The organism is Microcoleus sp. BROC3 (genome assembly GCF_036702515.1).
GTDB lineage: Bacteria > Cyanobacteriota > Cyanobacteriia > Cyanobacteriales > Microcoleaceae > Microcoleus.
In genome coordinates this window covers 32,651-47,816 of sequence record NZ_JAUBTQ010000010.1, presented here as the reverse complement: position 1 = coordinate 47,816, position 15,166 = coordinate 32,651, and the positions used below count along the sequence as shown (strand labels likewise).

Here is a 15,166-nt window from a genome sequence, read left to right as displayed (position 1 = left end):
TCATAATTCAGGTCAATTTAAACTATTAAGTCAAATTTATGAAATTTCTTACCCTGTATTTGGGTTGCCAGAAATCTATCCTAATTTAGATCTTAGCAGTTTACCTGCTTTTACTTGCAATTTTGTAGGTAGGCTCCCACCAGACTATCATACAGATTTCCTTACGTTGCGAACTTTGCTTTTGTCTCAGCCAAAAGTAAAAGAAATGGTTAGTACCACCTACAGAAAAATATTGTATGGAACTGGGGATGGAGTGAATCACAAAAAAGTGGCAGAAATAACTAACACTACTAATGGAATCGTTTTATTTCTTTGGTTGCCAACAGCAGTTAGTAAAAACATCAAAACACCGGTTACTCGATTTGGATTTGTTTTGAAAAAAGGAAGCCACCCTTTTTCGGAAAATTCTTCCATAGAATGGGTCGTCTGTACAAAAGATACTATCAACTTAAAAGAGCAACCTCAACCTAATACATTTTCAGGAATGACTAGGCATGGAATGTTAAAATGGTGTAAACCTAATATGTACTTGACGCAAGCTGCACTAGGTTATAATCATAATACTTTTTTCTTACTTTTGTATCTCCTTAAAGGAATTACTCCACCTATTGATAGCACTACTAGGGAATGGTGGGAAATTTACCAAAAGGAGACAGACTTTAATTTAGGATGGTTTATAGATTTAGCTATCAAAACCTGGAATTATCGCCTCAAGTAGAATTTTTATATACGGAGACATTCAGCAGCAAACAAAAAACAGCCCGCAATCCTTCAGGTGTTAGCATTTTCAATTATTCTCTAGTTTGAGCGATAATTTCTAGTAACTCTGGATTAGCTATGGATGACACTAACTGGGAATCCGCAGCAGCCAAAGCCGCGCGCAACTTTTCTGAAGTGAGTGCGGGATATTTCTCTAACACCTGCTGTTCCGTCCATCCCGCAGCAAAGAGCCCCAGCAAAAATTCTACAGACAATCGAGTTTCTGGCGCTGCTGGTTGACTTGTTGAAGCTTTTGGGTTTGGATGAATGAGCTTTCGCCAGTCCATTGTTTTACTTAAACGATTTGGGAAGATTCCGCCGATTATACTGCATTTGGACACAGTAGAAACACGGGCATCGTTGACTGACTTTGTAACAGTGCCACCGCAGGTCATACCATTTTAGATTTCAGATTTTAGATTTTAGATTGAGAATCACTGATGACTTAAGGGTTTGGAGTTTGGCTAGAGTCCCATTTTTTTTTGAACTGGTGTCATTTCCCGATTTTGCGATTAAATTGTTATTACGATCGCAGTACAGCACTTTCTTATAGACTAGAGTAATGGGGTAGCGAGGGGGCGATCGCCCTTTTGCTTCAGTCCGTTTCTATACCAAACCGCGTTAGCGAAGCCCTCGAAGAGGATCGCATTAAATCTCAACCCACTGTGCAACCCACTGTGCAACGGACAATACAACTACTTTAACTTCTTAAAACTATGGGAAAAAAGTCGAAAGCCAAAAAATCCCAGGTCAAAAAATCCAGTTTGCTCTCCCAGCGACTCCAAGAAGCTCTCGATCGAGGCAGCAAAGTTTGGATTAAAACAAATAATAGCAGTTTCGGCGGCATCCCGATTAATCTGTTCGGGGAGTTTGCGGAACTTTTGGTGATAGTTCCCCCTAACGAACAGGCGGAAAATATCGATGCTTACGGACAAGTTACGTGGCTGATTCGACTCTCTGATATTATTGCACTAGCTTATCCTACTGAATACTGGTCTAAAGATAGATTAGAAAGTTTGCTGCCACCCGATGCAGTTACTTCCGAAGTAGGAGATTAACTGTAAGGTGCGCAGTGCGCACCCTACTTTTAGCCGATTGGTATTCAGTAAGGTGCGCCCAGCGCACCTTAAACTTACTATTTTCTAACCTGTTTTACAAGCGGAAATATCCACCGATCCGACTAATTTTTATCAATTTAATTAGTTGTTGCAAGCTGAAAGTTGGACTTTACAGTTGCCGCCATCTAGTTCGCTGCAACCGGCGAGAGCTTGGGCTTCTGCTGCTGCTTTATCGTCGCCCCAGCCCGCACCTGCTCCTCCTTTCCCTACGGCGATCGCTCCACAATTATTACTATTAGATGTCAGGGGTTCGCAGTCGTTCGCACCTCCGCTTTGTTCATTGCAGACGGCTACTGCTGCGTTTAGTGCTTCTTTCTCTGTAGCATGATCCCAACTAATACCAGTGGCGTCAGAAGTCGCAGAATAAGCAGTAGCTCCATAGGTGTTCTGAGCTTTAGCTACCTGGACTGAGCCAAAAATAGGAAGTGTCAAAGCTGTGACTACAACCCACTTAGAAAAAAGCTTTTGCAGCATATTTACTTAAGATATTTACAATGTTAAGTTGCGAGGTTCGCTCAATATTAGATTAGGATATTGATTCGCGTCAACAGTATTTATAAATCTTTATATTTATTTGATTTAAAAGTGTGTTAGGTAAAAAAAAATTAAGATTACGGAGGTCAATTCAGTGGCAGATATCCGCAAAATCCTCAGCCAACTCGCGGCCCAAGAAGCGCACCTACTCGATACCCAATTCCTGGCTCCTTGCGTGCCCGGGGGAAGCGTGCGGATAAGGATTAGCTCAATGGTTTATACTTTTCAACCGCAGCCGCGCAACTTTGAAGGATGGGCTATTTTTGGGCCGATTAATAAGAAAATTGCTGCGGTAATTGAGGAGCCGAGTTTGCCGCAAGTGGCAGAGTATTTGCAACTGCTCGTACCCGTTCGCTTGCAGTTGGCTTGCCTGCTGCAAGGGCAAACTTGGCTGGCTTATCCTGTGAACGAATCTGACGCTAAACAGCGCACTGGTGTTGCCAAACCCGTACCAGTTCATTTAGTAACAGAAGGTTCGCAGTTTGAGCCGATTGTTGCGCGGTGGGACGGTCATTGTTTGTGGTTTGAAGAGATTGACAGGCGCGCCGATCCGCTGCCCACTGAGGAATTGAAAGCAGCTTTAAAAAAGTTGATTTTGCCTCAAGAAGTTCGCTTTAAAGGGATGACGCCGGAAATGCGAACTGTTTACGAATTGGTGTCCCGAAATATTAAAGATTTCGATCCGAAAGTGCGGGAGGAACAGCGTTTGCAGCGGGCGTTGAAGATGGGCGGCGGTGAATTGCGGGATTTTTTCGATCGCCAAAATTATTGGCTGGTTGAATGGACTAGCGGGAGTGGAGAACATCACACTTCTGCGATCGCCAAAAATGATTTGACAGTGATGAGTGCTGGCATTTGTCTCAGCGGATTGGACAAAGACTTCGACTTGCATTCATTGGTTGGAGTAGTCGAAAATCGATAATTCTTGATTACCATGAGTATATTTTTTCACGAACAACTTTACAGAAGTGCCGCAGTGATGTCGCTGATAAAAAATTTCCCGGTAACGGTGTGCGGCGCGGGCGCTTTGGGTGCGAATATAACAGAAAGTCTGGCGCGATCGGGCTTTGGCAATTTAAAAGTCATCGATCGCGATCGCATTGAGGAACGCAACCTTTCCACTCAACCCTATTATCGATCGGACATCGGGGCATTCAAAGCCAAAATTCTCGCCAACAACCTCTACCGCGCTTTGTCCGTCAGCATTGACGCGCACTCAAAAGAATTGACACCCGCAAATGCCGATCGGCTGCTGGCCAACAGCGCCACAGTCATCGATACTTTTGATAACAGTGTAGCGCGGCAAGCAGTCAAGGATTACTGTGCCAGTGTCTCCCTTCCCTGCGTACACGTCGGATTAGCTGCCGATTACTCGGAAATAATTTGGAACCAACACTATCGGGTTCCTTCAGCGGCGAATGACGACGTTTGCGATTACCCGCTGGCGCGAAACTTGGTAATGCTGACGGTTGCAGTTGCTTGCGAAGTAATTGTTACCTTTGCTGCTACCAAACAGCAACAAAATTTAACTTGCACGATCGGAGATTTTGCAGTTAAGCCACTTATATTGTAGAATGTCGGTTGACTGTTGCCAGAAACCCGGTCAAGATTGGATGCCTCCATCCCAGAAACCCGGTTTCTCACTCTCAAACAATCGTCAAACTTGCAAAAAACGCTTTAGAAAATTAACAGGGAAAGTATGTCCGAACAAGTTTGTACTGGTACTATTTCACTAGAATGCAAGCCAAAACCGACCCCTCCCCCGCCTCCGCCTCCGCCTCCGCCTAAGAAGAAGCCGGAGTCGCCTTTTTTGATTTTACTAGCAGTTCTACTTCTATTGATTTTGACTGGCATCGGTGGCGGAGCATATACTGCTTCATCAAGTGACGCAATTTGCGCGCCGCACGATGATTGCAACGAACCAGAAAGGAGACCCCATAAAAGGATTTTAAAACACGGATCGAGAGGGGCAGATGTGAAGAAACTGCAAAAGTTGTTGAACGCGCGGGGCTTGTCCCCACACCCGATCGCAATTGATGGCGTGTTCGGCCCGACAACTCTCACAGCAGTGAAGAAATTTCAGCGGCAAGCTCATATTCCTGTAGACGGAGTTGTGGGAGGCAAAACTTGGGACAGACTGTTTGCTAATTCGTAAATTTAAGCACCCGACAGCAAAAGTTCCTAAGTCATCATTTGAAAAATTAACAGGGAAAATATGGCCGGATCACAGACTTTTTATTTTTTACTAGGAGTTCTCGCCCTATTAGTTTTGACGGGCACAAGTAGAGCCAACTATGCAGCGGGTTCCGCAGTTTGCTACACTGATGATTGCCATCAACCAGCAGTGAGACACCATAAAAGGATTTTAAAATGCGGCTCGAAAGGGCACGATGTGAAGAAACTGCAAAAGTTGTTGAACGCGCGGGGCTTGTCCGCACACGCGATCGTAATTGATGGCGTTTTCGGTCCGACAACCGAAGATGCAGTGAAAAGATTTCAGCGGCAAGCTCATATTCCTGTAGACGGAGTTGTGGGAGGCAAAACTTGGGACAGACTGTTTGCTAGTTTGTAACTTTAAGCACCGGACAACAAAGGTTCCTAAGTCATCATTGCTAATCATTAATCGCTGCGGTTTGTAGTTGGACAGATAGCGCATTTTGTGCAACTACAGACACAGAAGCTTTAATCAACAATCAATCGCATACTAGATTGCTAATGAATGAAGTTTTAGATTTTTGGTTTGGTCGATCGCACTCTCCAGAGTTTGGCAAAGTCCAAAAGAAATGGTTTGAAAAAGATGCGGATTTTGATGCAGAAGTGCGATCGCGCTTTTTGCCGACATACGAACTAGCCGCCTCCGGTCAACTCGACTCATGGCAAGATTCCCCCGAAAACTGCCTAGCATTAATTCTACTGCTCGATCAATTTCCGCGCAATATGTTTCGCGCGACACCTCAAGCATTCGCTACAGACAGCAAAGCTTTAGCCACCGCCGAATACGCTGTTAATCATAACTTAGATGGCGAATTGCTGACTGTACAAAAATCGTTTATTTATCTCCCTTTTCAACACAGCGAAAACTTAGAAAACCAGCAAAAATCTGTCGAACTATTTAGCAAACTCAGCGGCGAACCTGACAGCGATTCACTCATTGAATACGCGCAGCAGCATTTGAAAATAATCGAGCGTTTTGGGAGATTTCCCCACCGCAATCAAATTCTCGGCCGCGAAACAACCCCCGAAGAAACAGAGTTTCTGAGACAACCCGGTTCGGGATTTTAAAGCGCGATCGCCAAACCTCGATCGTTCTGATATATTCGAGGCTTGTAGAGGCATTTTTAGCCGGCAATCACAACCAACAGCAGACAATCTCTGTAGGAAACCCGCCCCAACCCAGCAACTATCAAAATTGAATAGTGAAATTAGAAAAGAAGATAAATTGTTGATTCAACAAAAAGTATACGAGGGTGAAGAATTTATCGATCGCCCAATCCTCAGCCGCGATACTGCACTCGATAAATCCGGTTATTCGCTTCCTCAGTAAACAGCAAACTCCCGTCAGGTAAAACCAGCAAACCAACCGGCCGCCCCCAAGTTTTCGGGCCCGACGGATCTGTCAGAAAACCGGTCAGAAAATCCTCATAATAACCTTGAGGGCGTCCGTTCGCCGCATTAAAAGGTACAAACACGATTTTATAACCAGTTCCAGCGTTCCGGTTCCAACTGCCGCGAAACGCCACAAATGCCCCGTTCAGGAATCTTTTGGGAAACGTTTTCCCGTCGTAAAACTGAAGTCCCAAAGCTGCCGAATGCGCCTGAAACAGCACGTCCGGCATTAATGTTTTAGCCGCTAAATCAGGTCGATCGCTATTGCCGTTTCTGGCGTGGCGCGGGTCGAGCAAATTCGGCTTAAAATAAGCGTAAGGCCAGCCGTAAAACTCGCCTTGACGAATTCTTGTCAAGTAATCCGGCACCAAATCATCTCCCAAACCGTCGCGTTCGTTGACTGTCGCGTAGAGTTGATTGGTTTTTGGGTGAAAATCCAATCCCACCGGATTTCGCAAACCGGAAGCAAAAATTTGCTTGTTCTGGCCGTCCAAATTCATCACTTGAACAGACGCCCTCGGCAGCGGTTCGACATCGGCATTAGACTGCGATCCAACTGATACGAAAAGCTTGCTATTGTCAGGAGAAACGACAACATTTCGCGTCCAGTGTTGGTTGTAGCCCCCGCCCGGTAAATCGGCAATTTTTTGACCGGTACCTGTCAATTGTTCCTGCCCTTTTGTGTAGGGAAATCGGCGGACTTCAGCGGTATTTCCGAGGAAAAAATAGCGATCTGCAAAAGCCATACCAAAGGGAATATTTAACCCGTTTTGGGCATTTGCAAAAGTTTTGCGAACTTCAGCAACGCCGTCGCGGTTGGTATCTCGCAACAGCGTAATCCGATTCTGCCGCGTTTCTGTTACCAAAACATCGCCTGTGGGCGTCAAAGCCAGCCATCGAGGAGCGTCTAAATTGTCAGCAAAAACGTTGACGACAAAGCCAGGAGGCACTCGCAGCACTGGCGATGCGGGAATCGGTACTACTTGAGGAGGCTTTGAGGCGCTGTCGCTGGCTCCTGGCTGCGGCAAAGAAGTTGCCACAATGCGGATTGGCTGCGGCGAAAGCGTTTTGGTCGGTACAATTTGATTTGTCCCAACTTTTGTCAGCGGTGCAGGGGATGGAATTTGCGACAGGGGGCCGTTGTCGCCAACAGCAGGCGCGATCGCATCTGTAGCTCGATCGCACGCCATCACCGGCAACAGCAGAATTAGCAGCAAGAAACGCAGGTAATACATAGCAGCGATTTCTCAACAATTGCTGGACAATGCTATTATTCTAACTGCTAGTGAAATACCTAACACTAACCTTGCGGTGAGCGTGTAGGCTTCGTGTCTCATTTGCCGTTGCTCTGTTGGGTATCCCATTACTGGGTATTCGTCACCTAAGACGATCCGAGTCTTACACAGCATCTCTGGGTTTTTACACCCTTTATCCCCAACGCATGAGGAACCCACGCAGTCGCCCTGTTTCCCAAGGCAAAAAACTGTTTTCGTACAACAAACATGGTTTATTTTTTACGGCAGGGCGTTACCTTACCAACCAGCGGTCTGTTCTTTCCTCCTTTCTCTCGCAGTTTCCCGGTAAGCATATTACTGCTACTATGACCGTTCCGTATTGCAGCCGAGTGAGTGGGTCGCAACCAATTATATTATACAGGTTTCTGTTAGAAAATCCGCGAATTGTAGATTTCTTTATAGACCTTGCTCGGCTTATATCCCCGCGCTAAACGGAGTACCGTTATAGCGGGGGACTTACGCCGATTGAGTTAAACAGCTAAGCCACCGCCGGCGCGGTGGCTTAATTCCATTTACTGATACCAGTTGCAAACAAGAATGCAAGTGTAGGCCAGTGTTCCAAACCTTGAGCTCGATCGGTCAATCGATTTTAGATTTTAGATTTTAGATTTTAGATTGAAGAAAGCGACCCCACTGATAACTCCGAGGGCTTGCGATCCGGATTCGAGCTTTTTTCTCGCTCCACGAATGAATCACGCCGCTGGTGACCGCATTGCTTTTGGTCATTCCCATCGAAAATCAAAAATCAAAAATCGAAAATAGTATAACCTAGCTCTACCAAAGTCCTCTCACAGGAGCCGGACGGGGAGTCGGAGCCGGAATTGGACGGGGAGCCGGAATCGGAGCCGGAGCCGGAGCCGGACGAGGAGCCGGACGCGGTGGCGGTTCTGGGGCCGGACGAGGAGCCGGTGCTGGGGTTGGGGGACGAACAACCGTTGTCTCTACCACCTTATAATCCGGGATCACAACGATGTTTTCCACCTGAGAGCCGGCTATGGTGGCTCTGACTTTCATTCCCGGTACGAGACCAATAATTTTCAGGACGCATTTTTGAATCCTGAGAGTCCTGTACGGCGCGTTTTCTTCGCGAATAGTTACTACGTCGCCGACAATACTTTTGACAAAACCAACAATAGTTCGTGTGTTGGCTGTTGTGGTGGTCTGCGTTTGGGCTATTTGAGTTGCAGGGTTAGCCATCGCAGGATGTACTGAGACCACCGAAATTAGTACCGACAGGGTTGCACCTGTCAATAATTTTATGTTCTGAAGACGCATTGAAACCTCACATTAACTGCTATTGAGGGTCGGGTTTGCTTCCGCTGCGCGAAAGTCCCAACCTCTATACATAATCCAGTTTAATCCCCAGAGTAGGAAATTTATGACAATCTCAAAAAAAGATTATCGAACAAGTATTGAAAGACTAAATTTTACATCATAAGTTCCCGATTTACAACAAGTTCAGCAGTTCGTATCTCTCTCCGTGGAGGCGTGATATATTGAGTTTGTTCGATATACCGTTGCAGCTTTTTTCAGCCAACCTAACTGTTGCTGGCGGGAACTCTACCCAAAGACAGATTGTGCTTGCCTGATGCAGCAGCGCCATAGTTTCAATTCTCGATCGCCAGCCGGCCACTGCTAAAAAATCAAATTAGTCGGAGGTAAAATTTAATCATTTTCTTGCAAGATTTACGCATAAACCGGTTTTTTTCACGACAATCTATTGCGTAACTCCACTGATGCGCGTATAAAAACCTGGTTTTTTTGGTATTATTAGCTAAGCTTTGTGTTGAGTTACAAGTTATCAGTGGTGGAATTTAAACTAAAAACTGCGCAGCGCAGTTGCCGTCAAAAAGCCATCTCACAACTTTGCAGATCGGGTGCGGTTTGCGGATAATTAGATAGGAACTTTGTAGGAACTGCTGGTTAGGAGTTTAGCGAACAAAACAATGGTGAACAGCAAATTTTTATTTAACAAGTTAATTGTACTGAGCTTGAGTGCAGCGGCGCTGTCGCTCGCCCTACAGCAGCAGGCGGCTGCCGAACTGGTAGCTAATTCAAGTAATAGTGCGATCGCCGCGCAGGGGCCCACATCCGAGGCAAAATTGCCGAATCTCGCAGCCCCAGAATTACCGCCCTTGGGAGAACCATTTCTGTATATTCCCCAGGAACCAAAACCTCCGGTAAATCCAATTGAAGAAGTGCGTTTAGTGCTGAAATTGCGAGAACGCCGCGTCTATGTTTACCGACAAAATAAGGTGCAAGCCAGTTTCCCGGTTGCTGTGGGAAAAGGCGGCTGGGAAACTCCTACAGGCAATTTTAAAGTTATGCAAATGATCAAAGATCCAGTTTGGCAAAATCCTTGGACGGGAGAACTTATTCCTGCTGGGCCTGACAATCCATTAGGGAGTAGGTGGATGGGGTTTTGGACGGATGGCAAGAATGTGATTGGTTTTCACGGTACTCCGAATCCAGAGTCGATCGGGGGGGCGGCTTCTCACGGCTGCGTGAGAATGTTTGATAAAGACGCACAGGCTTTATTTGAGAAAGTCGCAGTTGGAACGCCGGTGATAGTTGAGCATTAATTATTCGGAGGTTGAGGTGAACAACAACATCATCTCAGCATAAAAACACCAATTACCGGCGATTTCAAGAGACTGTTGGCGAATGAAAAAAGGGTGGAAATCAAACATCCCACAATCATCGCCAGAGAACTGCGATCCGGCACAGGTAAAAAGAGCAGAAAAACTAGAGACACCGGTCAAACCAATCGGAATGTTGCGCCCTATTGCCCAGATTCTAGATAGATTCATCGCAGCAGCAGTCCCTATGTTGTAGAGGAGTTTTGGCAACACCCATGTAACGAGCGTCATGCAAACCAAAAACACGAGTTAAACAGAGAAAGCGAGCTCTCAATACCAGCCCGTAGGGCATAACGCTAAGAGGTTGAGGTTTCAGAGTCAGAACACCGGCTGAGGCAGGCGAACGAGTAAATTGAGAGCGAACAGGACAAGTGGCACAATCGGGCCGAGGTTTATCGCACTTGAATTACCTGATTGTCATAGCGATCCGAACGTGGTTCCCAGGATGGGCTGATGTGGCAAGGCGGACAAGTAGCACGATCGTCCTCTCAATCGACAGTAAAACCAGAAAGTTCAAAGCCAAGCTGGGCTTTTTCTTGCCTCGCACAAAAGATTAATCGCCCTGCGATAATCAGCTTTGAGATATCAAATACTACAAATCACACCTTGTCTGAATTGCCCTTAACTCCCGTGCCCGTATCCCCAGAACCCGATCGCCCAAACCTCCCTCACTGGCTAAACTCGTTGGATAGCTGTCCGAGTACCAACAGTTGGGCGATCGCCCGCGCGGCCCAACTCCACCACGGAGATGCAGTATTTACCAAGCGACAAACCAGCGGGCGCGGCCAACACGGGCGCACCTGGCACGCCCCAACCGGTGTCTTGACTGTTAGTTTTGTACTCGACAACCTAAACCCCAATCTGTTGCCGGGACTCAGTTTAGCAGCGGGTTTAGCCGTGATTTACGCGATCGAAGATTTGGTTCCCGACTGTCGCGATATGCTGCGCCTGAAATGGCCAAACGATGTCTGGATACATCGCCACAAATTAGCCGGAATTCTCTGCGAAGCTACTTCCGGCAATGTTTTGGGCAAAACTCGCGCCGTTGTCGGAATTGGACTCAACCGCTGCGTAGATTTCGCGGCTGCGGGATTGGATGAAAGGGATCTCGGCAATGCGGTAAGCTTGCATTCTATTGCTAGTACAGTACCAGATGAACTGTGTTTGGTCGATCGACTGCGCCACTATTTACTCGAACTAGCGGATATGTTTTCTACCACAGACAAGCCAGCCTCCAAGTCAGGTTTAGCGCTGCTTTTGCCGGAATTGCGCCGCCGCGATGCGTTGATTGGCTGCCCGGTGGCGATCGAACTTTCCTCCGAAACCATCTGCGGAGAAGCCGCCGGCATTGACGGAAGCGGCCGCTTGTTAGTATGCTTGGCGGGCGATCGAATACAAGCCTTTACCTCTGGGCGAGTTCGATTAATTTAAGAGTCAGTTGTCAGTGGGCAGTTGTCAGTTGTCATCACTCAACGCCGTCAACAGTCAACAGTCAACAGTCAACAATTCCCAATTCCCAATTCCCAATTTTAATTTATCACCTCAAATACTACCAATCTGCTCAGCCACAGCGGTTGATTGGCCTCCACACCTTCGGGACTACCCTTAGTAGAAGCAACTTGTATTCTGTTGCCATTTATCCCTTGTCTAACCAAAATATTTTTCACATTTGTCGCCCTTTCCAGTGCCAACTTTTGATTTTCTACCGGAGTGCTTTTAAAATCGCTGTAGCCCACTATCCTTAAATTCTTCGTGCGATTTTTCTCCATATATTCCTTGACTTTGCTAAGCTTTTGTGCTACGTCTTTCGCCTCCAAACTTGCCGAACCTGCACCGAAATACACCCGAACTGGCATTATTATCTTTGGCGGCGGTGGAGTTCCTATTATCACTGTATTTGTTACAGACTTCACCCCCGGAATTTTCTCAAAAGCTTGAGTTATTTTCTGAGCATCTGGCACTTTGCTTACGCTGCCTGCAACGGCTACTTTTCCCTCTGCATAGCGAGCTGAGATATCAATGCTTTCTACTTTATTCAAAAGAGCTGCCGTCCGCTTGACATCGGCTTCTACTAAAACCGGATCGGGAGGTACTTCAACGGCTATAATTTTATTTTCAATTCTTAATTTGGGAGCCGCTTGCTGAGCGATGTTTTCCGCTTTCGAGCGCAGCTTTTGATTGGGCACTCGTCCCGAAATCTCCAATAATTTATCTTTAACATCTGCCGCGATACGATAAACCGATAACTCAGGAGCAGATTGTAAAGCTAAATTCGTATTTGCTTCTAAGCTGGCTTCAACTCCGCTGCGGTATTGATGAATTCCCCAAGGTACGCCAATTAAACCTAACGCTGCCAAACCGATAATGGGTAAAATTGGAAGTTTAGGAGATTTGGCTTTTACCTCTGTATCAATTAATTTTTGCAATTTCGAGTTGACTTCGGGTGGCACAGTTGCTGGATCGCCGTTAAATGACTGAATTTGAGTTCCATATTCTTGAACAATATTGTTGAATATCGATCGCATTTTATACTTAAACCACTGGCGGGTTTCTCCTTGCATCACTACTGCTAGATAACAGGATCCCGCTACTTCCAATACGATCGTAGATGTGCCGTATTCTATAGCATCAATCTCTGCAATATTTCCCGACTGAGAGATGCAATCGTTGACAAAAGCACGAATAGCAGTCAGCATCCCCGCTACCATCTCGGATTCTAGCTGTTCGCGTTCAGACTGCTGCACTGCTGAAATTACTAAGCCCGATTGTGCTTGAATTAAAAAGACAGCTTTAACACTCAGTGGTGTTGTTTCTTTCATCAGCAATTCTGCTTCAGAAATTCCCTGCAATTTGGCTTTAATTTTACGACTAATTCCCTCGGGACTCAAAGATGATTCGAGTTTTTCATTAATCTCCCGCATCATCTCGGCGATGTATTTTAAAATCGTGCTGCCGATAATCGGATAAAGTGCATCCGACATTGCTTCTCGCTTGAGATGAATTTGCTGTTTGATCGCGGCGGCCATTTCCGGCGCGATCGCCATTGCAATTTCATCGGGCGATTCACTGACTCTGTGGCTGATTCCCACAGGAATAGCCGGGGATATGGCTACTCCCATTGATTGCCTGTTTTCTCGGGTTTTGGTATTAATTACTTCATCAATTATCGGGGCTATTGTTTCAGTAAATGATTTTTTTGACTCATTAATTGTTTGAAGCATCATTTCGGGAAAGAGGATTTTAATTCTGGCAACTAATTCTTCCCGATCGCCTCCCCATTCAGCATCAGTAATTTTGCGCTCTAGTTCCCCTACTTTATCGTTGAGCCGGTAATTATAATTTACGACTTCATCTAACAATGGTAAAATAGACTCGATGACCGACTTTTGCAGTTGAGCGTGATGGCTAACCATCAGCTCGTCAATCAAAGGTTTGAGTAAATCGGTAAACAAGTCTGTCGATTCATAAATCCGATGTTCGATCGCCACAATCTTTTGTTCGATAGTCCCGAGTCTTTGATCGATCCTTTTATTCTGAATGATTGCATCGACAGTCGGGGCGATCGCCGATTCTATCTCTAGCTTTGCTTCCCCGATGTTTCGGGACAGCATTTCTACAATCACTGGCATTATTCTTGCCATCAACCCTTCTATCTCGGCTAAAACTTGCTGCTGAACTTCAACAATCTTAGTTTCATTATTTAATATTTGTGCTGCAATACCGCTGTTTTGGATAGCCGTGTTGACACCGGGCGCGATCGCCTCTCTCACCTCTAACTTGGTTTCCTCGATTTTCCGGTTCAGCGACTCAATCATTAACGGCATTAACCTTGCCATTATATCTTCCGGCTGAGTTTTTTGCTGTCGCTGAAGATTATTTAGTCTACTTTCTACGTCGCTCAATTTTCCTGGAACTTCTCTTTGAAGAATTGCTGATTGTATCAAAGGTTCAATCGTCGCAGCTACTTGTAATTTTGATTCATCGATTTTCTGATTCAGCAAATCAGTTATTGCCGGCATTAGCATCGCCATTATCTCTTCTGGCTTCTGAGTTGGCGACTGTTGCGTAGCCAGTCGGCGTTCGATGATGCTCAATACTTTTTCTTCTATTTCTACCCAAGCTATTCTTACCTGTACTGAGGGGGTAACAGCTTCTACAACCTCTGATTTTAATTCACTAATTTTGCGGGTTAGCAATTCGCTAACTACTGGTACTAGCTGCTTGATTAAATCTTCCGGTTGCTGCTGGTAACGCTGCTGAATATTCGCAACTTTATCTTCAATCCTTACTACCTGTTCTTCAAGTCCGTTTTGATTGTGAATTACTTGATTGACTCTCGGTGCGATCGCCGAAGCTACCTCTAACTTAGACTCCTCTACCTTACGGTTGAGCAGATCGCCCACCACTGGCATCAGTCGTTGGATTAAGTGCTCTGTATTCGGCAGTGGCTGCTGGTTCAAGTTAGCAATCTGATTTTCCCAATCTGCTAATTTTGCCTCCAACTCGATGCGATTAATTTTATTATTGCGCGCGAGGTCGCTCGCCTTTTTTAATTCCGACTTCAACCCCTCTAATTCTTCTCTCACTAACTCAGGAATTAACGGCCTCAGTAAAGTCATCAACTCTTGAGGTTCAGACATCAACTTCTCAAAATTTTCTAACCTTTGTTCCACGCTCAAAACATTACTGTAAAATTCCGGTAAATCCCTTTCAAACAGTAATTGTTGCAACCGCTTAAACTCCTCTACTGCTTGTTCTAATTCTTCCTCCGACGGCCGAGTTTTTTTAGCTACCTTCCCGGCTATAGATAAATCGGGTTCCTCATTATTATTTTCTCGTCTTTGAGATGGGATCTCTTCTTCGTTACTTAATACTTCCGGTACAATACTCGGTGATTCGATCAGGAAAGACAATTGTTTGCGCCGATTTTCCTCATCCTCTAATCGCTGAACTGACTTTTCCGAAAGCGGTAATTTTACCTCGCTTGGCTCTTTTTTTGATTTCTTCAACAACTGAAATTCAGTCAGTATGGTTAGCAATTCCTGAAGTTGCTCTCCAGCTTTAGAACTTGCCAGATTTGCATCAGAAACCTCTTTTTCTGACTGATATATTTTGCCTGAATTATCATTAGATGCTGCCATACTGCGCTACCAAAAGTTGATTTTAATCGACCGAAGGAAATTACCAGCTTGCTTGCCGCCTCACCCCAGCGAAA

Annotated in this window: 15 protein-coding genes; 9 read left to right on the top strand and 6 right to left on the bottom strand. The window is 45.6% G+C overall.

Translation table 11 applies throughout. The annotated features are described in order from the left end of the window. Positions 1 to 718, top strand: a 718-nt coding sequence (locus QUB30_RS08645; RefSeq protein ID WP_333331928.1) for a hypothetical protein, incomplete at its 5' end; no start/stop codon positions are given. A gap of 73 nt (positions 719 to 791) precedes the next feature. On the opposite strand, the gene QUB30_RS08640 is transcribed toward QUB30_RS08645, so the two are convergent. Further along, complete coding sequence (locus QUB30_RS08640; RefSeq protein WP_333031675.1) at positions 792 to 1,046, bottom strand: DUF433 domain-containing protein; 255 nt, start codon at positions 1,044 to 1,046, stop codon at positions 792 to 794. Positions 1,047 to 1,475: 429 nt separating this feature from the next. On the opposite strand from QUB30_RS08640, the gene QUB30_RS08635 reads away from it, so the two are divergent. Beyond that, positions 1,476 to 1,817: a hypothetical protein gene (locus QUB30_RS08635; protein WP_333149124.1), complete on the top strand. Its 342-nt coding sequence runs from the start codon at positions 1,476 to 1,478 to the stop codon at positions 1,815 to 1,817. Between the two features lie 141 nt (positions 1,818 to 1,958). Here QUB30_RS08635 and QUB30_RS08630 read toward each other — a convergent pair whose 3' ends face one another. Next, complete coding sequence (locus QUB30_RS08630; RefSeq protein ID WP_333331926.1) at positions 1,959 to 2,351, bottom strand: DUF4189 domain-containing protein; 393 nt, start codon at positions 2,349 to 2,351, stop codon at positions 1,959 to 1,961. Positions 2,352 to 2,505: 154 nt separating this feature from the next. Here QUB30_RS08630 and QUB30_RS08625 point away from each other — a divergent pair, with 154 nt between their 5' ends. From QUB30_RS08625 to QUB30_RS08605, 5 genes are all read left to right on the top strand, one after another. Next, a complete protein-coding gene (locus QUB30_RS08625; RefSeq protein WP_333331923.1) occupies positions 2,506 to 3,333 on the top strand; it encodes a hypothetical protein in 828 nt (275 codons plus the stop codon). Positions 3,334 to 3,345: 12 nt separating this feature from the next. Beyond that, positions 3,346 to 3,984 (top strand): ThiF family adenylyltransferase, encoded by a 639-nt coding sequence (locus QUB30_RS08620; RefSeq protein ID WP_333331920.1) that lies wholly within the window; start codon positions 3,346 to 3,348, stop codon positions 3,982 to 3,984. A gap of 126 nt (positions 3,985 to 4,110) precedes the next feature. Next, on the top strand, positions 4,111 to 4,566 hold the full coding sequence (locus QUB30_RS08615) for a peptidoglycan-binding domain-containing protein (protein ID WP_333331917.1): 456 nt from the start codon (positions 4,111 to 4,113) through the stop codon (positions 4,564 to 4,566). A gap of 60 nt (positions 4,567 to 4,626) precedes the next feature. Next, entirely contained in the window at positions 4,627 to 4,983 is a 357-nt protein-coding gene (locus QUB30_RS08610) for a peptidoglycan-binding domain-containing protein (RefSeq protein ID WP_333331914.1), read from the top strand. Between the two features lie 143 nt (positions 4,984 to 5,126). Beyond that, positions 5,127 to 5,693 carry a DUF924 family protein gene (locus tag QUB30_RS08605; protein ID WP_333331910.1) on the top strand — a complete coding sequence of 189 codons (567 nt, stop codon included), beginning with the start codon at positions 5,127 to 5,129 and terminating at the stop codon, positions 5,691 to 5,693. Between the two features lie 212 nt (positions 5,694 to 5,905). Here the strand turns inward: QUB30_RS08605 and QUB30_RS08600 are convergent, their stop codons facing one another. Together QUB30_RS08600 and QUB30_RS08595 are read right to left on the bottom strand one after the other, a co-directional pair. Further along, positions 5,906 to 7,252 carry a sorbosone dehydrogenase family protein gene (locus QUB30_RS08600; RefSeq protein WP_333331908.1) on the bottom strand — a complete coding sequence of 449 codons (1,347 nt, stop codon included), beginning with the start codon at positions 7,250 to 7,252 and terminating at the stop codon, positions 5,906 to 5,908. An 834-nt stretch (positions 7,253 to 8,086) separates the two neighbouring features. Further along, entirely contained in the window at positions 8,087 to 8,587 is a 501-nt protein-coding gene (locus tag QUB30_RS08595; RefSeq protein ID WP_333331905.1) for an autotransporter, read from the bottom strand. 671 nt (positions 8,588 to 9,258) lie between these two features. Between QUB30_RS08595 and QUB30_RS08590 the strand changes: the two genes are divergently transcribed. Beyond that, complete coding sequence (locus QUB30_RS08590; protein WP_333331902.1) at positions 9,259 to 9,894, top strand: L,D-transpeptidase; 636 nt, start codon at positions 9,259 to 9,261, stop codon at positions 9,892 to 9,894. Here the strand turns inward: QUB30_RS08590 and QUB30_RS08585 are convergent, their stop codons facing one another. Next, the gene (locus QUB30_RS08585; protein ID WP_333331899.1) at positions 9,895 to 10,182 is read right to left on the bottom strand and encodes a hypothetical protein; all 288 of its coding nucleotides are present in this window, start codon (positions 10,180 to 10,182) and stop codon (positions 9,895 to 9,897) included. 375 nt (positions 10,183 to 10,557) lie between these two features. On the opposite strand from QUB30_RS08585, the gene QUB30_RS08580 reads away from it, so the two are divergent. Further along, positions 10,558 to 11,382 (top strand): biotin--[acetyl-CoA-carboxylase] ligase, encoded by an 825-nt coding sequence (locus QUB30_RS08580; protein ID WP_333331896.1) that lies wholly within the window; start codon positions 10,558 to 10,560, stop codon positions 11,380 to 11,382. Positions 11,383 to 11,480: 98 nt separating this feature from the next. Here QUB30_RS08580 and QUB30_RS08575 read toward each other — a convergent pair whose 3' ends face one another. Then, on the bottom strand, positions 11,481 to 15,092 hold the full coding sequence (locus QUB30_RS08575) for an OmpA family protein (protein WP_333331893.1): 3,612 nt from the start codon (positions 15,090 to 15,092) through the stop codon (positions 11,481 to 11,483). Between the last annotated feature and the right edge of the window lie 74 nt (positions 15,093 to 15,166).